This is a genomic window from Accumulibacter sp., from assembly GCF_029255285.1.
Taxonomy (GTDB): Bacteria; Pseudomonadota; Gammaproteobacteria; order Burkholderiales; family Rhodocyclaceae; genus Accumulibacter.
Window position 1 is genome coordinate 17,775 of record NZ_JAPUVI010000094.1, and the last position, 21,448, is coordinate 39,222.

Genomic DNA, 21,448 nt, shown 5'->3' on the forward strand with positions numbered 1-21,448 from the left:
TACGTCGACCCGGCTGACGCTCACCAAAGCTTCGCCCGGCCACTCAGGCCGGCGCGTATTCGCGAACCAGGCGCTTGTGCAGCAGGGCAACCTGCTTCAGCGATTCCTTGAGGATCAAACGGTCCAGTTCGTGCAGATCATCGGGATCGACGCGGTTGCCGGCACCGCGTTTCACCTGTTGCTCCAGCCGGACGCGCTGAATATGCTGAAAAGCATCGATCAGCGTCGCCGTGTGCTCGAGCGGCATCCCGATTCGCTCGCCGGTAAGGCGCAAACGTTCGACGGTATTCGTATCTGGGATTTGCCTGGCCAGTGCATGAATACGCGCCGCGTCGACGAAGGGGCGAGATCCATGTTTTTTCAGGTCGATGGTGTGCGGAAATTCCTTGTCACCATCGTAGCGGAAACCGTTCCACCAGTTCAGCGGCGACTCCCAGTTCATCGTGTTCTCGACCATTGCGCGCAGAAAAATGGGGTAGGACGGCGTGCGCGCCAACAGCCAGCTACGCAGTTCGTTGGCCAGGGACTCCTGGCCATACAGAGCGCGCAGATCGAAGAAGATGCTCGAATTGAGCAGGGCTTCGGGCTGCGGACACTCCAGCCAGCCGGCGAAGGCCGTCCGCCACTCCTCGGTAGACAGGCACCATTGCGGGTTGCTGGCCATGATGTTGCCCTTGCACAACGGGAAACCGCAGGCGTCGAGTGCCTCGTTGACCGCCCGGGCAAACGGCAGGAAAGCTTGGCGGAGGATGGCGGCCTCCTCGTCCGACTGGGCGGCGAAAATCAGGCCATTGTCCTGGTCGGTGGCCAGCGTCTGTTCGAGCCGCCCTTCCGAACCGAACACGAGCCAGCACCAGGGCACATAGGGCAGATCGAACTGGCCGGATACCAGTTCGATCACCTGCAGGGTCAGCAGATCGTTCAGCGAGGAAAGCCGATGGCACAGAGCGTCGGCACTCACACGTTCGGCAACCAGCCGGGCGACAAAGGCGCGAATCTCGCCGGCCAGGGAGACCAGCGTCGGGATGTCGCCAGCGGCGAGAATCGCTCGCACCAGGTCAGTGCCTTGGGCGTCTGGCAGGGAATACAGGTCGGTCTGCGAGACGAGGTTGAAGTAACTGCCGTCACTTTCGGTAAGCACCAGATGGCGTACGCCACGCCGTACCATCACGACACTCGCCTGGTGGGCGGTACTGTCGGCAGGTATGGTAATCAGGCCGCCGGTCATCACCGCGGCGATCGGCGCCGACAGATCAGCGCCCTCGATGGCGATACGGCGCACCACATCCTGCAGCGTGACGATACCGAGCGGAACCCGGCGATCCGCATCGACGACGACGACCGCATCGGCGCGCAAGCGGTCGAGAAGCAGCAGAACCTCGCGCACGCTCGCCGACGGATCGACGGTCAGCGGCCGACCACGAACCAGATGCCGCAGCGCGACGTAGGGTGAATAGGGCGCGGCAGGCGTCGTCGGGTGCTCGGCCGGCTCAGTATTTGAGCCGCGCATGGTAAGTTTTCTCGCTGGCCTCGCGCGCTTGGCGCAGCGTCGTGATCCCCATTTCGGCGAGCAGCGGCAGCATTTTCAGAAAGACTTCGCCGGTCACCATCGCGTCGCCGAGTGCCGTATGACGCCCGAAGACCGAAACTCCCAGCCGCTCGGCGATCGCCTCCAAACGGTGTGAGCTCTGGTTCGGGTGCAGAACGGCCGACAGCAGCAGGGTATCGAGCACCGGTTGTTCGAAGCGAACCCCGGTCTGTTTCTCCTTGAGTTGCAGGAAGCGCATGTCGAAAGCCGCGTTGTGGCCGACCAGAACCGTGTCGGCACAAAACGCCTGGAACTGCGGCAGGACGACCTCTATCGTCGGCTGTCCGACGAGAAGTTCGCGGGTAATTCCGTGCACCTCGACCGATTGCGGCGACAAGTTACAGCGCGGATCGATCAGTTGGTCGAAACACTCATGGCGCAGGAGGCGCCGATTGACGATACGCGTTGCGCCGATCTGGATGATCTCGTCGCCCTGAGAGGGCTGCAGGCCAGTGGTTTCGGTATCGAATATCGTGTAGGACAACTCGACCAGCGGTCTGTCGTCGAGTTCGTGGCTGACTCCCGACCAGCTGAAGATGTCGAAGTCGTAGAACTCGGGGCGGTCGTCCTCGTCGGCGGCCACGATGGTCCGCGGCAGATCCTTGGGCGCCGCGGCGGCCGGCAGCATGGTACGAAAGATCGCGCGATGTGAAACGCGCACCCGCTGAAACCAGATCTCGCCGTTGCAGCGTTCGATCACGTCGACGACGCTGAGCGGCGACGATTCACCGCCGCCGGTCATCGGATCTTGCAGCCAGCTCATCGCCGTCTCGTTGTTCATGAAGGTGCCGAGCCATGACAGGTCGAGCTGCGCCAGCTGACCACTGCGCGTCAAGGAAAGCCGTACCTCGCGGACCTGGTACTCGTCCTGCAGGCGCAGTGCCAAGTAGCGCAGCGCCTGCAGAAGTCCGAAGCTGTCCACCCGCACCCACAGGTCTTCATCGACCTCCTCGGTCTTCACGGCCAGCGCGCGCCGCTCGCTGGGCCGGCGCTCGCCGATGCGCCGCGCGGCCACCTCGAGCAGTTCCGCACCGAGTATTTCCTCGAGCAGCCAGCGTTCGCGCAGGTCTTTCGAGAAGGCGCCCTCGGCATTCTCCAGTTGCGCCGACAACACCTTGGCCTCGTCTCGGATGACGTTGAGGAAACGGTCACGCTGCCGGGGCGGCATGTCCGAGAAATCGGCCAGCATTTCCGCGGCGGCCCGAATGCTGCCCAAGGGCCCGCGCCCACCCTCGATCAGCGACTGGATCAAGGCATCGCGCCTGGCGTGCCGCTCGTTGGTCGTCGTCACGTCGTCGAGGACGAGGACGAAGCCGGTGATGGAATAGCCGCCAACTCGCGCGGCGTGTTGCCCCTCGCCACCGAGCACCGGCGACATGTGGGTACGCATCAGGCGTCCGGAGCGAGTGGCGGTGACAAACTGCGCCGAACCGATGAGTTTTCTGCTCTCACCGCTGGCCTGGTCGCGGCTGGCCTGTTGCAGCCGTTCGAGCGCGTGCTCGATCAGCGCCCGATCGAAAACGGTATAGATCGAACGTCCAAGGCCAAGCAGTTCGCCGGTGCTGCCGTCTGCTCCGGCAGAGAGTTCCTGCTTGGCGCGCTGGTTGTAGAGCAATACCCGGCCATCGAGATTGCACACCACGACACTCTGGCTCAGGTCGGCCATCAGCGCTGCCAGGCGACTACGCTCCTCCTCGAGCGAAGCGCGGGCCTCGCGAACACGCTCGGCGACGTCGCGTTCGAGCGTGTCGCGTACGGCGAGCAGTTGATTGGCCGCTTGCGCCAGCGCCCGCAGTTCCTCCGCTCCCTGCTCAGGCAAACGCAGTCCGCTGTGCGCCGCCTTCGCCGCGAGTTCCTCGGCCAGGCGCAGCGTGGCGCCGACGTAACGATGGTAAAGCCGGGCCAGCACCCAGCAAGCGAGTGCAGCGGCCACCAGGGCGAGCACCGCCAGTGCGACGACTCTCTCCTCGATCGTCCGGCCACCCGCTTCGCTGGCCGCCATCAAGCCCGCGCTGGCCAGCACCAGGACAAGCACGAACAGGCACAAGGTCACCGCCGCCAGCACGAGCTTGCGCGTCGGGTTCATGGCCTACATTCCCAGCAGCTTACGCACCTCGGTGAGCAGCTCCTTGGTGGAAAAAGGCTTGGTCATGTAGCCATCGGCGCCCAGCCCCAGGCCTTTGCTGACCTCGGTGTCACGTCCCTTGGCAGTGAGCATCAGGATACGCGTTCCGCTCAGGTCGGGGTCGGCACGCAGCGCCTGGCAGACATCGAAGCCGTTCATCTTCGGCATCATCACGTCGAGCAGGACCAGATCGGGCCGCTCAGCACGTACGCTGGCCAGCGCTTCCTCCCCGTCGGCGGCCACCAGCACGTCGAAACCCTCGCGGCGCAGCAGGAACTCGATCGAGATGACTATGTTCTGCTCGTCGTCGGCAATCAATATTCTCTTGCTCATCAACACTCCGATCATCAAAAGACCACGCTAAACTACCTACGCCACCGTCGCCTCCACGTTTGCCTCGGCGAAGGGCAAGGTGAAACGGAACGTGGCGCCCTCACCCGGCACGCTCTCCACCCACAGCCTGCCGCCAAAGTGCTCGACGATGCGCCGGCTGATCGGCAATCCGAGCCCCGTACCCGACGGCTTGGCGGTCATCGTGTCGCCGACCTGGCGGAACTTTTCGAAAATCAGTTCCTGATCCGCCGGACGAATGCCAGGCCCGTTGTCGGTCACACTCACTTCGAGTCCATCCGCCAGGGCCCGCAGACCGACGCGTACACGACCCGTACCCGGGGCGAGAAACTTCACCGCGTTCGACAGGAGATTCAGCATGACCTGGATCAAGCGATCGCGGTCCGCCAGAATCGGCGGCAAATTATCGGGCAGATCGACATCGACCTGCGCCTCTTTTTCGCGAAAGAGCTGACTGGTCGCAGCGATAGACTGTTCGACGACTTCCTTCAGGTCGAGTTCACAGCCATTCCAGTCGGCCCGGCCCGACTCGATCTTCGCCAGGTCGAGCGTCTGGTTGATCAGGCGCGTCAGTCGCTCGGCCTCGCTGACGATCAGTCCGAGAAAACGTTCGCGGTCGGCCAGATGCATCTTCGGATCATCGCGCAACAGCTCGGAGAAGGCGCGGATCGAAGTCAGCGGCGTACGCAGTTCGTGCGTCACCGACGACATGATGTCGTCCTTGACGCGATCGAGTTCCTGGAGGCGCTCGTTGGCCTCTTGCAACTCGAGCGTCGCCGCGGTCAGTTCGCGTGACTTGCGCTCCAGTTCTCGACTGTAGGTCCGCAGTTGTGACGCTTCGTCGAGAATGTGCATCACCTCGTCGATGCTGAGCGGCTCCTCCTTGGCCACCGAGGCGACCATGACGCGCGCCGAGGCGCTGCCGATGGCACCGGCGAGCAGCGATTCGGCGAACTGCACGAGTTGCGCGTCGGCCTCCAGCGTGACGAGCTTGCCGCGGCCCTGCCGGCGCGCATAGGCGGCGAAGGCGGCCTGCGCGCGCGCCGGACCGAGAAAGCGGCCGACCAGTCCCTGCAGGTCGCTGACCTTGGCCCGTCCGCGCCACAATACGGCGCCAAGCTGTCCAGTATCCTTCAGCGCATCGACAAAAACCGTTGCCTGGGTCGCCTCGGCGACCATCGGCGGCCGCAGTAGCGAAACTCCGACATAGGCGCCGATGTTGGCGAACAGGCTCCAGAACAGGCAGTGCGAGATCTCGTCCAGACCGGACAAGCCGAAAAGCTGCTGCGGCCGCAGCAGTTCGATGCCGAACATTCCCTGCGTCAGGAAAGCGGCGGGCAGCCAGCCCGACTTGGCAAACGACGGCAACAACAAGGTATAGCCCCAGACCACAAAGCCGGCTGCCAGACCGGCGAGGGCTCCGCCACGGGTGCCGCCTCGCCAGTACATGCCGCCGATCATGGCTGGGGCAAACTGGGCCACCGCCGAGAAGCTGATCAGGCCGATGGCGACCAGCGCATACGCCTCGCCGGCCAGCCGGAAGTAGAGATAACCGAGCAGCAGGATGGCGACGATGGCGCCGCGCCGGATGCCCAGCAGCAGACCCGACAAGTCCTTCGACTCTTCCAGCGACTGCCGCTTGTGACGCAGCAACAGCGGCATCACGAGGTCGTTGCAGACCATGGTCGACAGAGCGATGGTTTCGACGATCACCATCCCGGTCCCTGCCGAAAGGCCGCCGATGAAGACCAGCAGCGTCAGGCCCTCGTGCCGTTGCGACATGGGCAAGGTGAGGACGAAGGTGTCGGCGTCGACGCCCTGTCCCGCAAAGTGCAGCAGGCCACCGAGCGCGATCGGCAGGACGAAGATGTTGATCAACAGGAGATAAAGCGGAAAAAGCCAGGCCGCGCGTTTGAGGTGCGCCTCGTTGACATTCTCGACCACGGCGACCTGGAACTGGCGGGGTAGGAAGAGCAGCGCCATCGCCGACAGGACGATCAGCGCGAACCAGCCCGTATAGCCCTGGCCGGACGGTATCGCGCTCACCAGATGGCGCAGATCGGGATGTGTCGCGACGTGCTCGAAGATATCGCCCAGGCCGTTGTAGATGCCATAGGTGACGAACACGCCGACCGCCAGGAAGGCCACCAGCTTGACGCCCGACTCCAGTGCAATGGCGGCCACCATGCCCTCGTGGCGTTCCGTCGCATCGAGATGCCGGGTACCGAAGACGATCGTGAAGGCGGCCAGAATCAGGGCGATGTAGAAGCTCATGTCGGCCGCCACCGACATCGTCGCGCTGCGACCAGGCATGACGATTTCCGGGTAGCTGAGCAGCAGGCTGACCGTGCTCGACATCGCCTTGAGCTGCAAGGCGATGTAGGGAATGATGCCGACCACCGCGATGACCGTCACCAGGCCTCCGAGCAGATGGCTCTTGCCGTAGCGCGACGAAATGAAGTCGGCGATCGACGTGATGCGGTTGGCCTTGACGATGCGGATCATCTTCAGGAGAACGAACCAGCCGAGCGCCATGACCAACGTCGGGCCCAGGTAGACCGGCAGGAAGCCGATTCCGGAGACGGCCGCCCGTCCGACGCTGCCGTAGAAGGTCCAGGTGGTGCAATAGACGGCCATCGACAGGGCGTAGATCGTCGGGTTGGCGATGATCGACTTGCCCTGGTCGGCGCGTCTGTCGCCCCACCAGGCGACGGCAAACAGCAGCCCGAGATACAACAGCGCGGCGGTTATGACGACCGGAGCTTCGAGCATCGTGGGGCGGCTACTTGACGCGCCGTTCGACCGCCCAGGCCATCAGTCCGATGACGAAGGCCCAGGCGGCGAAAACGTAGGCATAGACCAGCGGCAGTTCGAAGATCACGGCGTGGCGATCGAACACCGAAAGCAAGGGGTAGTTGAAAAGAGCACAGCCGACCAGGAAGGCCGCGATCAGCCGGTCGCCCGCCAGAATCCTGCGATGCATGTCCACCTCCCGTCTCGTTTGTAGCGACCCGGTAGCCGTCAGATCATCTGGACGACTTGCCCGTCGTCAACGTCACCACGTCCACGGCTATACTGCCGCTCCTCACTTCTCGCCGATGAAACTGCCGACATGATCCGCCCCGCTCTCGCCTGGCAGCCGCACCCTGCCGACACCACCTACACCGACATCCGCCACGACAGCGCGGCAGGCATCGCCCGCATTGTCATCAATCGGCCTGAGCGACGCAATGCCTTTCGGCCTGAAACGGTTCAGGAACTGATGGACGCCCTGCGCCGCGCCCAACTCGACCCGGAAATCGGCGTCGTCATCCTGACCGGCGCCGGACACGAAGCCTTCTGTTCGGGCGGCGACCAAACGGTCCGCGGCGACGACGGCTATCACGACCGCTCCGGAATGCCGCATTTGAACGTCCTCGACCTGCAGATGCAGATCCGCCGCTGCCCGAAACCGGTCGTCGCGATGGTCGCCGGTTATGCGATCGGCGGCGGGCATGTGCTGCATCTCGTCTGCGACCTCACCATCGCAGCCGACAACGCCCGTTTTGGACAGACCGGACCGCGCGTCGGAAGTTTCGACGCCGGTCTCGGCGCCGGCCTCATGGCACGCACCATCGGCCTCAAGCGGGCCAAGGAAATCTGGCTCCTGTGCCGGCAGTACGATGCCCCGACGGCGCTCGCCATGGGACTGGTCAACGCTGTCGTGCCACTCGCCGAACTCGAGGAGGAAACGGTTCGCTGGTGTCAGGAGATGCTGCAGCTCTCGCCGATGGCCTTGCGCATGATCAAGGCCGGCTTCAACGCCGATACCGACGGCCTGGCGGGCATTCAGGAACTTGCCGGCAACGCCACCGGACTGTTCTACATGACCGAAGAAGGCCAGGAAGGGCGCAACGCCTGGCTGGAAAAGCGGGTCCCGCGTTTTTCGCGCTACCGGCGGCGCCCCTGACCCGCCGCTGGAGGTCGCGGCGTCGGGCCAAGCACTCATCCGAGACGGCCCGGCGTCGGGTCGCCGCCCGCCAGGCTCTGCTCGTCCTCAGATGAAGATCGCCGCCGTCGCCCTGCACCGCTATCGCCTTCCGCTATGCGCCGACTGGCGGACGGCCGGCGGCGGCTTTGCGTGGCGCGAAGGTTGGCTGCTGCGCCTCGACGCGGCTGGTGGCGCGCGCGCTTACGGCGACTGCGCGCCTCTGCCGATGAGCGGCACGGAGACGCTGGCGGCGGCCGAGCCCGCGCTGCAAGCGCTGGCTCGACGGCTGGTCGGAAAATCAGCCAGCGACGCCTTGGCGACCCTCGACCGCCGCTCGGCCTGTCGCACGCCGGCGGCACGCTGCGCCGTCGAAACGGCATTGCTCGACCTGCTGGCGCAGGCCAGCGGCTGCTCGCTCGCCGCTTGCCTGCACGATGGCTGGGCGTCAGCCGACCCGCCGCCGAAGCGATCCACGGTGGCGGTCAACGCGGCACTCGGCAGCGTCGGCGAAGTCAGCGAAACGGCGATTCTGGAGGCTTGCCGAGAAGGCTTTCAGGTCTTGAAACTGAAGGTCGGCATCGCTGGAGTGCGACGCGAAATCGACCACCTGTGGCGCCTCGCCGACCTTCTGCCGAAGGGCATCTGGTTGCGGCTCGACGCCAACCGCGCCTGGCGCTTCAGCGACGCGTCGCGCTTCCTGCAATCCTGCGTCGGCCTGCCGGTGGAAATGCTCGAAGAACCTCTGGCCAAAGCACGACTCGATCGGCTGCAGAGCTTGCAGGCCGGCACCCCGCTGGCTATCGCGGTCGACGAGTCGACCGCCTTTCTCGATCTCGAGCGCCTGCTGCGCAGGTGTTCGGTACGCCGGCTGGTGATCAAGCCGGCCCGCGCGGGCGGCCTGTTGGCGGCCCGCGCTCTCGCCCGGCGTGCCACCCGTGCCGGGCTCGAGTGCGTCGTCACGAGCAACCTCGACAGTGCCTGCGGGGTTCTCGCCGCGGCCCACCTCGCCGCGGCTATCGACAATCACCTGGCGCATGGTCTGGCCACCTCGACCTGGCTGAAGCGTGATACCGGTCCTCGGCCGGCCATCGCCCACGGCCGCCTGTGGCTGCCGGACACTCCGGGCCTGGGCTTTGTTCCCGGTTCGGAGATTGTCTTCGCGCCGCTCGACCTGTGCTGAGAGCCGTCGCGTGCCGGCGCACGGTGGCGGCCGGGTAGGGTTCCTCGAGGATCGCGCGTCGGGAGGCGTATCGATCGAGTCGGGTGACGCTAGTCGAAGTAGCTGCGCGCGGTTTCGAAGCGCTGCGCGTAATACCGGGCACCGAGATGGTCGATGCGTACCCGGCCGTTGCTCGACGGCGCGTGGACGAAACGATCGTCACCGATGTAGATGCCGACGTGCGACAAAGGCGCGTTGCGCGTGTTGAAGAAGACGAGGTCGCCGGGGCGCAGGCCGTCGCGCTCGATCGGCCTGCCGCGCCGCGCGATGTCGGCCGCGCTGCCGGTGACGTGGATGCCGGCGGCACGGCCATAGATATAGGAAACCATGCCGCTGCAGTCGAGACCCGCGGCCGGGTTCTTGCCCCCGAAACGGTAGTCGGTATCGATCAGGCTCAAGGCGTAGATCACCACGTCTTGGGCTTGCGCGCTGCTCGCCGGCCGCTCGACGAGCTTCGCTGCCGGCCGTGGCGGGGCTGGCGGCGCCGTGCCGCAAGCCGCCAGCAGCAGCGAGATCAGTCCGGCGATGAAGAGATGTGCGCGCATTGGCCGTAGTATAAACTGCCGTTTTCCGGATATCAGGGAATTGCCATGCAACTCGCCGACCCCCGTTTGTTACGTTCGAACTGCTATATCGACGGTCGTTGGGAGGCGGCCGATGACGGCCGCACACTGACCGTCACCGATCCGGCGAGCGCCGAGGTGATCGGCGAAGTGCCCTTGGCGGGCGCCGCCGAAACCGGGCGGGCAATTGCTGCCGCGGCCGCGGCCTTGCCGGCGTGGCAGGCGAAAACGGCGAAGGAGCGAGCCGTTGTCCTGCGCCGATGGTTCGACCTGATCGTCGCCAACGGCGAGGATCTCGCACGGCTGATCACCGCCGAATGCGGCAAACCGATCGGCGAGGCGCGCGGCGAGGTGGCCTACGGCGCATCCTTCGTCGAATGGTTTGCCGAGGAGGGTAAACGTGCTTACGGGGAAACCATCCCCAGCCCGACCGGCGACCGGCGACTGCTGACGATCCGCCAGCCGGTCGGCGTTTGCGCGGCGATCACGCCGTGGAACTTCCCGTTGGCGATGATCACGCGCAAGGTCGCACCGGCGCTCGCCGCCGGCTGCACAGTCGTCGTCAAGCCAGCCGAGCAAACCCCGCTGACGGCGCTGGCGCTCGCTCGTCTGGCGCACGAGGCGGGCCTCCCGGCGGGTGTTTTCAATGTCCTGACCGGCGATCCGCTGGCTATCGGTGGCGCGCTGATGGCCAGCCCGCTGGTGCGCAAGCTGTCATTTACCGGTTCGACCGAGGTCGGCCGCCTGCTGATGGCGCAGTGCGCGTCGACGATCAAGAAGCTGTCGCTCGAACTCGGCGGCAACGCGCCGTTCATCGTTTTCGACGACGCCGACGTCGCCGCGGCGGTCGATGGCGCACTCGTCGCCAAGTACCGCAACACCGGCCAGACCTGTGTCTGCGCCAACCGGCTGCTGGTCCAGGACGGTGTGTACCCGCGTTTCGTCGAGGCACTGACGGAGCGCGTGCGCGCGCTGAAAGTCGGACCGGGCAGCGAGGAGGGGGTCACGCAAGGGCCCCTGATCGACGCGGTGGCGCTGGCCAAGGTCGAGGAGCATGTGGCCGACGCGCTGGCCAAGGGGGCGCGCCTGCTTACCGGGGGTGTCCGCCATCCGCGTGGTGGCACCTTCTTCGAACCAACTGTCCTGGCCGATGTGACGCCCGCCATGCGCGTCGCGCGCGAAGAAACGTTCGGGCCGCTGGCGCCCGTGTTCCGCTTCGCCAGCGAGGCAGAGGCGATCAGCATGGCCAACGACACGGAGTTCGGCCTGGCGGCCTACTTCTATTCGCGCGACGTCGCGCGCTGCCTGCGCGTTGGCGAAGCGCTCGAGTACGGCATGATCGGCGTCAATACCGGCCTGATCTCGAACGAGGTGGCGCCCTTCGGTGGCGTCAAGCAGTCCGGCATCGGTCGCGAAGGCTCGCGGCATGGGCTCGAGGAGTACCTCGAAATCAAGTACCTGTGTTTCAGCATGACGTAATGGCGAGTGGCCTGCGATGAAGCTCATCATCTTGCTTTCCTTCATCGGCTTGATCGTCGCGACGATCTTTTGGTGGCGCGCGCTGCTCAGGCAGCGCGCCGAGTTCATCGACCGCTATCCCTACGCGAAGCTTCTCGACCGACGGCTGGCGGCGCGCCGGCCCGAGTTGAACGCGGCACAGCGCGGGCTGGTGTTCGACGGTTTGCGCGAGTATTTTCAGATCTGTCGCGAGGCGGGAAATCGCCTGGTGGCGATGCCTTCGCAGGCGGTCGACGACGCCTGGCACGAGTTCATCCTGTTTACCCGTCAGTATCGGCAATTCTGCGACCGCGGCCTCGGTCGTTTCCTGCACCACACGCCGGCCGAAGCCATGCGCACACCGGTGGACGCGCAGGACGGCATCAAGCGCGCCTGGCGTCTGTCGTGTCGACGCGAGGGAATCGATGCGCAGCGGCCGGCGTCGCTGCCGAGCTTGTTCGCGCTCGACGGGCTGCTCGGCATTACCGGTGGCTTCGTCTATCAGCTCGACTGTCTCGCTGCGGCGTCGGCCGGCACGGCGAGCGGCTTCTGCGCCGGCCACATCGCTTGCGGCGGGGGTTGCGGTGGCAGTAGCGGCTGCGCCGGTGATGGCGGCAGTTCGTCCGCTGACGGCGGCTGTGGCGGGGGAGGTTGCGGCGGCGGTGGCGATTGATCGTTGGCCGCAGAACGACGACCGGAACCGCAAGACTCGCCGCGCCTCACCACCCGCCGTCTGAGCCGACCGCGATATCGCCTGCCGGGTGTTTGGTCGGGCCGTTTGGCGTCAGCGGTGCGTCAAGCGCCGGCTGGCCGACGCGACGCGTCAGGGATGGCACGGCTTCAGACGCCGTGTTGTTTGAACCACGCCTGCAGCCGCCGCCAGCCGTCCGCCGCTTCTTCTTTGCGGTAGCTGGGTCGGTAGTCGGCGTGAAAAGCGTGCGGCGCGCCATCGTAGACGTGGATCGTCGACGCTTTGCTCGGCGCGTTGGCGGCGCTTGACAGGGCTTGGCGCATTTGCGCGACGGTGTCCAACGGAATGCCCTGATCGGCGCCGCCATAAAGCCCGAGTACCGGTCCGTGCAGCTTGGCGGCAATGTCCACCGGCTGCTTCGGGGTCAGCTCGCTGGCCGGGCCGACGAGTCGGCCGTACCAGGCGACGCCAGCCTTGACTTGCGGGTTGTGCGCGGCGTAGAGCCAGGTGATCCGGCCGCCCCAACAAAAACCGGTGATGCCGAGTCGGGCAGCGTCGCCACCGTTGGCCGCGGCCCAGGCGACGCAGGCATCGAGATCGGCCATGACCTGCGCGTCCGGCACCTTGCCCACGATGTTGCTCAGCAGATCCTGGACGTTGGCGTACTGCCGCGGGTCTCCCTGACGGGCAAAGAGTTCGGGCGCGACGGCGAGGTAGCCGAGTTTGGCCAGGCGCCGGCAAATATCCTTGATATGCTCATGTACTCCCCAGATCTCCTGCACCACGAGGATCACCGGCCAGTTGCCGCCCGCTGCCGGCTGCGCGCGATAAGCCGGCAGCTCGCCGCCGGCGGCGGCAATCTTGATTTCGCCGGCGCTCAGGCCGGCGCTGTCGGTGCTGACCACCGTTTCCGCCGCCACTGGCTGTACCGCCAGCGCGAAGCCGGCGCCCAGCGCGGTGACGACGAACTGGCGGCGACTGAAGGGAACGGCAGGAACGAGACTGTCGAAATCGGACGAATGCGTCACGTTTCTCTCCTTACAGGGATAAAGGTTGTTGTTTATTTTGTGTATCATGCCATGACAACAACTACTCGGACCATGGAGAACTCTATGAATTCACCCGATTACCACACCCCTGCAATTCGGCCAGGGGAGCGAAGCGCGCGCCTCGTCCACCCTGTTGGCCCGGTGGCCTTCGTTTTCATGGTGCGCGGGGTGGCGTCGTGCCCGACTGCCGTCGAGTCGAAACCGCGCTCCGCCGCGAGGAGGGGTTGAGTAATGGACAAGCCGATCAGTCGTTTCCCGGTTCCGGCCATCGCCGAGTTGCCCGAAGACGTGCGCCAGCGCATTCTCGCCGTGCAGGAGAAGTCCGGTTTCGTTCCCAACGTCTTTCTCACTCTGGCCCACCGGCCGGACGAGTTCCGCGCCTTCTTTGCCTACCACGATGCGTTGATGGAGAAGGACAGCGGGCTCAGCAAGGCCGAGCGCGAGATGATCGTCGTCGCCACCAGCGGCGCCAACCAATGCCAGTATTGTGTCGTGGCGCACGGCGCCATCCTGCGCGTGCGCGCCCGCAATCCTCTGCTCGCCGACCAGGTTGCCGTGAACTATCGCAAGGCCGACCTCACGCCTCGACAACGGGCGATGCTTGATTTTGCACTCAAGGTGGCTCTCCGCGCGGCCGAGGTCGACGATTCCGACCTGGCAACGCTGCGCGAGCATGGCTTCAGCGATCAGGACATCTGGGATATCGGCGCCGTGGCGGCGTTCTTCGCGATGTCGAATCGCCTGGCGAACATGACTTCGATGCGCCCCAACGACGAGTTCTTCCTGATGGGGCGACTGCCCAAGTCTTAGGCGGTGGCCCGACACGCCAAGTGCGCCTGGTCGCAGAGCTCCCGTTGGTGAATCCTGTAACCGCCCATGGCCGACCCGAACGTTCGGCCAGAGCGGCGCCGCGACTTGCTGCGACGACTTTTTCCGCGCGTTTGAGGGGGGCAGGCGAACGATGACGACGACCGGCCGGCTTCGCCGCTCCTGGCGCGGTCTATTCGCCCGGCTCCTGCTCAGGCAACTGGCGAGTGCATTCAATACCCAACGGTTGTCCCAGCGCGTTCTGGTGCCGCAGCTCATCGGGCGGCTCGACCGCTATCCGATCAGTCTTGGTTTCCTCGATCGCTCGGCGCCTGCCTGCTGCGCCAACCGGGCAGCGTGCCATCGGCCGGTGGCGACTGAGCGACACCGCTGCTAGGCGGCACCGTGCGCAAACGCCTGTCGATCTATTCCTCGCTGATTCTTCTTTTCGGCTTGCTGGCCGGGGTTTCGCACTGGACGAGTTTTCTCGTCTCCGACGATGCGCTGCAGGCGGTCATCGCCGCACGCGAGATCGACAAGGTGCAGACCATCGGGCAGGTGATCGAAGAACTGATCGCCCAGGAGTCACGACGGGCCCGGCTGACGGCGCGCCTGACGGCCGCCCGCAACAGTGTCGGCAGGAACTTGGCAGAGTCCAGGGCAGGCGCCTCGGAATCGCTCGCGGAGGTGCTCGACGACGCCATCGGGGCGAGCCAGGTGGCGGTGCTCGGAGTGATGGACAGGCGCGGAGTCGCCGCCGGCTTGCGCACCGTCGACCCGCCGAGGCATGGCGACCTGGCGCAGTCCTGGGGCATTTTGGAAGCGCTGTCTGGTGACAGCCAGATGTCCAGTTCGCTCGAGTCGGGGGACCTGACCCTGCTGGCGACCGAGCCCGTACGTTGGCAAGGAAAGGTGGTCGGCGCGATCATCGCCGGGGTTCGCGTCGACTCGCCCCTGCTGAGGAAGATCGGCGAGGACGTCGGCAGTACCTTGTTTCTGGTGTCGAAGACCGGGCAACTCTTGGCCGCCTCGTCCGAAGAGCAGGCCTATGCCCTGGATGTAAAAGCGGTCGACGAAGCACTGAGCCAGAAGGTCCCGATCTACCGCAACGACCGCGTCAGCTACCAGACGCTCGCCTATGTGCCCGTGACCATCATCGACGATGCTTTCGTCCTGATCGCCGCGATCGACAGTTCCGAGGCCTATGCGCTCCTCGCCCGCGCCAAGCGAAACTCGGCAATGTATACCGTGGCCATCCTGGCGGTCAGCATCCTGCTCGGGATTCTGCTCCTGCGCTGGGTGTTGAGTCCCTTACAGGCCTTGCGCCACAGGGCCCAGTCGCTGGCCGTCGAGATCACCGGCAGCCGCATCAGCGCGGACTCGAGAAACGAAGTGCAAGCGGTGGTCGAAGTTCTCGAAACGCTGACCGATCGGCTGGTCAGGCGCAACGTCGAGCTGGACGAGGCCAAACGGGCGGCGGAAGCGGCCAACGCCGCCAAGTCGCAGTTTCTCTCCAGCATGAGCCACGAAATCCGGACGCCGCTCAACGGCATGCTGGGAATGGCCGAGGTGCTCGAGCGAACGCCTCTGACGCCCGATCAGGAACGTTACCTGCGCGCCATCACCGGGGCCGGCCAGTCCCTGCACGGGTTGTTGGGTGACATACTCGATCTGGCCAAGATCGAGTCCGGAAAAATCGTTCTGGAAGAGGTGGACTTTGATCTGCGGGCGCTTCTGGCCCAGGTCGCCGACACTTTTCGGGAGTTGGCGTCGGCTCGCGGCGACTGTCTGGTGGCCGATTTCGCCCTGCCGGCAACCTTGCCCGTGCGCGGCGACCCGACTCGTTTGCGCCAGGTCTTGTCCAATCTGCTCGGCAACGCCATCAAGTTCACCGAGCGCGGATGCATTACGCTGAGCGCTGCCCGGCTGGCTCCCCGGACCGGGGAAACACGCCAGTGGTGGCGCTTGAGCGTACGCGATACCGGCATCGGCATCGATCGGACGGCCATCGGCCGGCTGTTTCGGCCCTTTGTCCAGGCCGACCAGTCCACCACTCGCCGTTTCGGAGGTAGCGGACTTGGCCTGGTGATCTGCAAGCATCTGGCCGAATTGATGGGCGGCACCATCGCCGTCCAAAGTACGGTTGGCGTGGGCAGCACCTTCACTGTCGAGTTGCCTCTTGCCGAAGCCTCGTCACCGCCGGTCGGCGAAACGGTGGCCTGCCCGGTGCGATACGAACTCCACGGTCGAGTCCTCGTCGCTGAGGACAATCCGGTCAACCAAGTGGTGATCGAAGCGATGCTGGGACAACTCGGCATCACCCCGACGATCGTCGACAATGGCCGCCTGGCGGTCGATGCGCTGAGCCGGGCGCCGTTCGACCTGCTGCTCATGGACTGCCAGATGCCGGTCATGGACGGCTATCGGGCGACGGAAAGCATTCGCGCGTTGCTGTCGCCAGTGTCCCGTATTCCGATCGTCGCGCTCACCGCCAACGCGTTGCCCGAAGATCGCCAGCGCTGCCTCGACGCGGGCATGAACGATTACCTGAGCAAGCCGATTCGCCTCGACGTCCTGGCTTCCTGCCTGTCGCGCTGGCTGCCGCGAAGTGTTGCTCGATCGTCGGACTCGCAGGAGTTGCCGGATGCGCGGCCTGTGCCGCCGCCGGTCGACGTGCTTCCGGTGGCGCGGACGATCGCGCCAGCAAGCTCCGTGCTGGATCGCGGCGCCATGTTCGACAATCCCGATTTCGCCGGCGTCAGCGACGGTCGTCTGGTGAGGGAGGTGGTCGAGCGCTACCTTGCCGATTCACCAACGCTGATCGCCGCGATCAGCGCCGGTGTGCAGAACGACGACTGGCCGCAACTGGTGCGTTCGGCGCACAGCCTGAAGTCGTCGAGTGCGACGGTCGGGCTACCGACGCTGGCCGTCATCGCGGCGCGAATCGAAGCGCTGGCCAAGCGCGAGGATGGTTTTGGCATCGCCGGGGAACTACCTGCTCTGCAGGACACTTTCGACGAAGCCTGTCGGGAGCTGCGTCTCGAGCTCGAGCACTTGGTACGATAAAGCGTTCTGATTTTCAGGCTGTTTTCACGTCTGGGGCGATTGCCAACCGTCCCCTGCGACGCGTCGAGGTCGAGGGGGGAACGCACGAGGAGGCGCCCAGGGCGGCCGAACGCCTGGCGAATAGGGCGATCTTCGCCTGGCGCGGCGGCAATTTCGTTGTTCGGCATGTCCGCTTTCCCAGGGCTGGCAGGCGCGGCATCCGCCGCGTCGGACTCGCTGTTCTTGCGCCAAGTCTCGCCGGCCAGCGTCAGCGCACCGGCTTTGGAATCCCCGCCAGTCCGGCCTCATCGATCCTGTCCTGACTTCGGGATCCACTTCCGCCTCCCGGAGCCGCCGCCGTTGCGTCGGGCCGGTTTACGCTAGACTGGCGGCGTTCCGGAAATCAGCCCCAGCGGACGTCACCTTCCGCGCCCGCCTGCCCGATGCCGCCTCCGCTTCCCCTGCTGGAAACTTATCCGCCGCCGACCGACCGCTTCGACGAAATGCTCGCCGCCGACGGCGGCGTTCGCCCGTCCTGGCAGACCTTCCTGGCCCACCTTGACGCGGCGACGCCGGAACAGATGCGCCACCGCATCGACTACGTGCGCCGTCGCATTCTGGAAAACGGCGTCACCTACAATGTTTATGCCGATCCGCAGGGCGCCGACCGGCCATGGGAAGTCGATCCGCTGCCGCTGATCCTGTCGGCCGACGAGTGGCAGGCGCTGGCCAGCGCCGTCGGCCAGCGCGCCCGCCTGCTCAACGCCGTGCTCGGTGACCTCTACGGTGCGCAGGAACTGCTGCGCGACGGCACCTTGCCGCCGGCGCTGGTCTTCGGGCACAACAACTTTCTCTGGCCGTGCCAGGGAATCCGACCACCCGGCGATACCTATCTGCATCTCTACGCCGCCGACCTGGCGCGCTCGCCGGACGGCCGCTGGTGGGTGATCGCCGACCGCACCCAGGCGCCGTCGGGTGCCGGCTATGCGCTCGAAAACCGGACCATCGTCGGCCGCGTTTTTCCCGAGCAATTCCGCGATCTGCACGTGCAACACCTGGCGTGGTTCTTCCGGACGCTGCAGGACAGCCTGGCGAACTGGGCGCCGCGCACGGGCGAGGCGCCGCTGATCGTCCTGCTGACCCCGGGGCCTTACAACGAGACCTATTTCGAACACGCCTATCTGGCACGCTATCTCGGCTTCCCGCTGGTCGAGGGACAGGACCTGACGGTGCGCGGCGAAGGCGTCTATCTGCGCACGCTGAACGGCCTGCGCCGCGTGCACGCCATCCTGCGCCGGCTGGACGACGATTACTGCGATCCGCTCGAACTGCGCGGCGATTCGGCGCTCGGTATTCCGGGTTTGCTGCAGGCGGTGCGCGCCGGTCAGGTGCTGGTCGCCAACGCGCTCGGCAGTGGCCTGCTCGAATCGGCGGCGCTGCCCGGCTTCCTGCCCGGCGCCTGCAGGAAGCTGCTCGGCGAAGAACTGGCCATGCCGTCGGTGGCGACCTGGTGGTGCGGCGAAGGCGCGGCGCTCGAATTCGTCATCGAACACCTCGACCATCTGGTGATCAAGGCTTCCTACCCGTCGCAGCGTTTCGATCCGGTCTTCGGCAACGAGCTGGCCGGCGACCAGCGCGCCGCGATGATCGGCCGCCTGCGCGCCCGGCCGCAAGCCTACGTGGCGCAGGAACTGGTGAATTTCTCGCAGGCGCCGGCCTGGAGCGCGCGTGACGAGCGCCGCCTGCTGCCGCGCGGCGTCGGCCTGCGTGTTTTCGCCGCCGCGACGCCGGACGCTTACGTCGTCATGCCCGGCGGCCTGACGCGCGTCGCCGCGGTTTCCAACGCGCGCATCATCTCGATGCAGCGCGGCGGTTCGAGCAAGGACACCTGGGTGCTGACCGAGCAGGCCGTCAATACGTTCAGCCTGCTCAAGCACTCGGTCGGCAAGGCCGACCTGGTGCGCGGCGGCCGCAACCTGTCGTCGCGTGTCGTCGAGAACCTGTTCTGGTTCGGCCGCTACGCCGAGCGTTGCGACAAGACGTCGCGCCTGCTGCGCGTCGCGCTGTCGCGGCTGGTCGACGCTGGCGCCGACGCGCTGCCGGCGCTGGCCTCGGCGCTCGACCTGTGTCGCGCGCTGCAACTTCTGCCGGCGCCCGAGGCGCCGGAGAATGTGGCGAAGAGCGGCGCAACGAAGGCCGCCAGCCGGCCGCCGGCCGCCCCGCCGTCGCGCGAGGCGGAACTGCTCGCCGCCATCGCCGGCCAGGCGAGCGGCGATGGCCTGGCCGGCGACATCCGCCGCCTGTTATGGGTTGCGGCGCAGGTGCGCGAGCGTTTTTCGCTCGACAACTGGCATACCATCAATCGCCTGCAGTATCAGTTGCAGTCTTACGCCGAAGCGGTGGCCAGCGACGCCGCGCCGGAGCCCGGCGAGGCGCTGGCTTTTCTCGACCAAGTGCTGCTCGCTTCTTCGTCGCTCGCCGGCTTCGCGATGGACAACATGACGCGCGACGACGGCTGGCGCTTCCTGATCGTCGGTCGGCGGCTCGAACGCCTGGTTTTCCTGGCCAATGCCATCGGCCACTTTCTTCGCCTCGACTCGACGCGCGCCGTCGGTAGCCTGGAGTGGCTGCTCGAACTGACCGACAGCATCATCACCTACCGTTCGCGCTACTTGGCGCAGCCGCAGGTCCTGCCGGCGCTCGACCTGATCGTGTTCGACGAGGGCAACCCGCATTCGGTCGCTTTCCAGCTCCTGATCCTGGTGCGTTACCTCGACAATCAGGCGCGCCTGCTCGGCAGTCCACGCGACGACGCGCTGCGTGCCGCACTGCGGCGGCTGCAGGAATTTGACCTCGGACGCTTCGAGGTCGGGGTCGCCGACGGCGACCCGGGCGGCGACCTGGCGGCGTTGCTGGCCGACGTCGCGTTGGCTGGGGCGACGCTCTCCGACCGCTTGGCAATGCGCTACTTCAGTCACGTCAGCGACGTCAGTCACTACACTTTGGCTTCCTAGGTCGCCGTGAAACCGCTCGCCGCGCGCTACCACGTCTTGCACGAAACGATCTACGACTATGAGAGCCCGGTGTCGTTGTCGCGTCAGCTACTCCACTTGACGCCGCGCGACTGTCCCTGGCAGCGTTGCTTGGCGCATCGCATCGCCGTCGAGCCGGAAGCGAGCGCGGTACGCCAACGCGACGACAGTTTCGGCAACCCGGTGCGCGAGCTGGCGATCGAGTTTCCGCACAACCGTCTCGAGGTGCACGCCGAAAGCACGATCGAAGTGCGCTCGCACCTGCCGGCCGGGGCCGCCGCACTGGCCGCCGCGACCTCCGGCGAGTCAGCCGACGGTGTGCCGCTGAGCGATTTGCGCGCCTCGCCACCCTGGGAAAACGTGCGTGACGCGCTGGCCTACGGTGCGCGCCCGGTGTTACTCGATGCCAGCCGCTTTCAGTTCGAATCGCCGCACGTGCGCGTCAAGCGCGAGTTCGCTGCCTACGCCAGCCAGTGCTTCGGCGAGCGACGGCCCATCCTCGAAGCCGTGCAGGCGTTGATGAGCCGCATCTACCACGACTTCGACTTCGACCCCGAAGCGACGACGGTCGCCACACCGGTGCTCGAGGTGCTGGCCGAGAAGCGTGGCGTCTGCCAGGATTTCGCGCACCTGATGCTTTCCTGCCTGCGTTCGCACGGGCTCGCGGCGCGCTACGTCAGTGGCTATCTACTGACCCAGCCGCCGCCCGGCCAGCCGCGCATGGTTGGTGCCGACGCCTCGCACGCCTGGGTCTCGGTGTATTGCCCGGAAGTCGAGGGCGGGCGCTGGGTGGATTTCGATCCGACCAATAACCTGTTGCCCGACACACAGCACATTACGCTCGCCTGGGGCCGCGATTTTGCCGATGTCTCGCCGCTGCGCGGAATCATTCTGGGTGGCGGCGAGCACCGGCTCGACGTTGCGGTCACCGTGACGCCGCTGGCTGACGACGTGCCGTTCGACCGCTAACACCGGGAGACCGCCGGGAATGAGGTGCCCGAAGCGCCGCCAGTGGCCGCCGAAAGCTCCGTCCGGCGCCGGCCGGGGCCAGCCACGTGTGGCGCGTTGCCGGGCTGGCGAAGGATGGCCGACCGAATCCCCGCGTTTGTCGAGAAAATTTACACCGGCCGTAGTGCGGCATCGAGAGAATTTTTCAAGCTTCTGATTTTATTGGATTGCGTATGTCTGGCATGGATTGTGCTGTATGTTTTCCGTCATCCTTTCAATCTCTCACTTTCAACTGGAGTTGGCCATGAATAAGAAACTTACCCGGATTGCCCTGGCGGCTGCGCTGGCCCTCGGCGCCACCAGCGCGAGCGCCGCGCTGGCCATCGCTGGCGCCATCCCGGCCGGCACGTCCCTGTTTTCGGACAACAGCGCCGAGCAACACATCGACGCCAACGGGAATGGCATTCTCGATGTCGGCGATTCGCTGAGAGGCATCTTCTCGATCGACAACATCGCTGGCGCGGGTCCGGCGACGGCGATCGGTGCCGGCTCGGCCTACAACG

General features: G+C 65.8%; 16 protein-coding genes. 9 read left to right on the forward strand and 7 right to left on the reverse strand.

The window, feature by feature from the left end; genetic code table 11:
* Nucleotides 1–43 precede the first annotated feature (43 nt).
* Genes Q1M07_RS13170 through Q1M07_RS13190 form a run of 5 tightly spaced genes read right to left on the reverse strand, consistent with a single transcriptional unit; the run spans nucleotide 44 to nucleotide 7,047 of the window.
* Nucleotides 44–1,510 carry a DUF294 nucleotidyltransferase-like domain-containing protein gene (locus Q1M07_RS13170; RefSeq protein ID WP_300454371.1) on the reverse strand — a complete coding sequence of 489 codons (1,467 nt, stop codon included), beginning with the start codon at nucleotides 1,508–1,510 and terminating at the stop codon, nucleotides 44–46.
* Nucleotides 1,491–3,674 (reverse strand): exonuclease domain-containing protein, encoded by a 2,184-nt coding sequence (locus Q1M07_RS13175; RefSeq protein WP_300454372.1) that lies wholly within the window; start codon nucleotides 3,672–3,674, stop codon nucleotides 1,491–1,493. Before Q1M07_RS13175 ends, Q1M07_RS13170 begins: the two co-directional genes overlap by 20 nt.
* Before the next feature lie 3 nt (nucleotides 3,675–3,677).
* Nucleotides 3,678–4,046, reverse strand: a complete 369-nt coding sequence (locus Q1M07_RS13180; RefSeq protein WP_300454373.1) for a response regulator — start codon at nucleotides 4,044–4,046, stop codon at nucleotides 3,678–3,680.
* A gap of 36 nt (nucleotides 4,047–4,082) precedes the next feature.
* The gene (locus tag Q1M07_RS13185) at nucleotides 4,083–6,836 is read right to left on the reverse strand and encodes a sensor histidine kinase (protein ID WP_300454374.1); all 2,754 of its coding nucleotides are present in this window, start codon (nucleotides 6,834–6,836) and stop codon (nucleotides 4,083–4,085) included.
* Nucleotides 6,837–6,846: 10 nt separating this feature from the next.
* Nucleotides 6,847–7,047, reverse strand: coding sequence for a hypothetical protein (locus Q1M07_RS13190; RefSeq protein WP_300454375.1), 201 nt, complete (start codon nucleotides 7,045–7,047; stop codon nucleotides 6,847–6,849).
* A 129-nt stretch (nucleotides 7,048–7,176) separates the two neighbouring features.
* Here Q1M07_RS13190 and menB point away from each other — a divergent pair, with 129 nt between their 5' ends.
* Entirely contained in the window at nucleotides 7,177–8,013 is an 837-nt protein-coding gene (gene menB / locus Q1M07_RS13195) for a 1,4-dihydroxy-2-naphthoyl-CoA synthase (protein WP_300454376.1), read from the forward strand.
* 91 nt (nucleotides 8,014–8,104) lie between these two features.
* Nucleotides 8,105–9,214 carry an o-succinylbenzoate synthase gene (menC, locus tag Q1M07_RS13200; RefSeq protein WP_300454377.1) on the forward strand — a complete coding sequence of 370 codons (1,110 nt, stop codon included), beginning with the start codon at nucleotides 8,105–8,107 and terminating at the stop codon, nucleotides 9,212–9,214.
* 89 nt (nucleotides 9,215–9,303) lie between these two features.
* On the opposite strand, the gene Q1M07_RS13205 is transcribed toward menC, so the two are convergent.
* Nucleotides 9,304–9,798, reverse strand: coding sequence for a C40 family peptidase (locus Q1M07_RS13205; RefSeq protein WP_300454378.1), 495 nt, complete (start codon nucleotides 9,796–9,798; stop codon nucleotides 9,304–9,306).
* Between the two features lie 45 nt (nucleotides 9,799–9,843).
* On the opposite strand from Q1M07_RS13205, the gene Q1M07_RS13210 reads away from it, so the two are divergent.
* Together Q1M07_RS13210 and Q1M07_RS13215 are read left to right on the forward strand one after the other, a co-directional pair.
* Nucleotides 9,844–11,295, forward strand: a complete 1,452-nt coding sequence (locus Q1M07_RS13210) for an NAD-dependent succinate-semialdehyde dehydrogenase (RefSeq protein ID WP_300454379.1) — start codon at nucleotides 9,844–9,846, stop codon at nucleotides 11,293–11,295.
* 16 nt (nucleotides 11,296–11,311) lie between these two features.
* Nucleotides 11,312–11,986 carry a hypothetical protein gene (locus tag Q1M07_RS13215; RefSeq protein ID WP_300454380.1) on the forward strand — a complete coding sequence of 225 codons (675 nt, stop codon included), beginning with the start codon at nucleotides 11,312–11,314 and terminating at the stop codon, nucleotides 11,984–11,986.
* Nucleotides 11,987–12,153: 167 nt separating this feature from the next.
* Here Q1M07_RS13215 and Q1M07_RS13220 read toward each other — a convergent pair whose 3' ends face one another.
* Nucleotides 12,154–13,032 carry a dienelactone hydrolase family protein gene (locus Q1M07_RS13220; protein WP_300454381.1) on the reverse strand — a complete coding sequence of 293 codons (879 nt, stop codon included), beginning with the start codon at nucleotides 13,030–13,032 and terminating at the stop codon, nucleotides 12,154–12,156.
* Nucleotides 13,033–13,284: 252 nt separating this feature from the next.
* Between Q1M07_RS13220 and Q1M07_RS13225 the strand changes: the two genes are divergently transcribed.
* The 5 genes from Q1M07_RS13225 to Q1M07_RS13245 all read left to right on the forward strand — a co-directional run.
* A complete protein-coding gene (locus tag Q1M07_RS13225) occupies nucleotides 13,285–13,863 on the forward strand; it encodes a peroxidase-related enzyme (RefSeq protein ID WP_300454382.1) in 579 nt (192 codons plus the stop codon).
* 402 nt (nucleotides 13,864–14,265) lie between these two features.
* Nucleotides 14,266–16,926, forward strand: coding sequence for an ATP-binding protein (locus Q1M07_RS13230; RefSeq protein WP_300454383.1), 2,661 nt, complete (start codon nucleotides 14,266–14,268; stop codon nucleotides 16,924–16,926).
* A 422-nt stretch (nucleotides 16,927–17,348) separates the two neighbouring features.
* Entirely contained in the window at nucleotides 17,349–19,919 is a 2,571-nt protein-coding gene (locus tag Q1M07_RS13235; RefSeq protein ID WP_300454384.1) for a circularly permuted type 2 ATP-grasp protein, read from the forward strand.
* A gap of 6 nt (nucleotides 19,920–19,925) precedes the next feature.
* Nucleotides 19,926–20,906, forward strand: coding sequence for a transglutaminase family protein (locus tag Q1M07_RS13240; RefSeq protein ID WP_300454385.1), 981 nt, complete (start codon nucleotides 19,926–19,928; stop codon nucleotides 20,904–20,906).
* A gap of 283 nt (nucleotides 20,907–21,189) precedes the next feature.
* Nucleotides 21,190–21,448, forward strand: a 259-nt coding sequence (locus tag Q1M07_RS13245; protein ID WP_300454386.1) for a hypothetical protein, incomplete at its 3' end; no start/stop codon positions are given.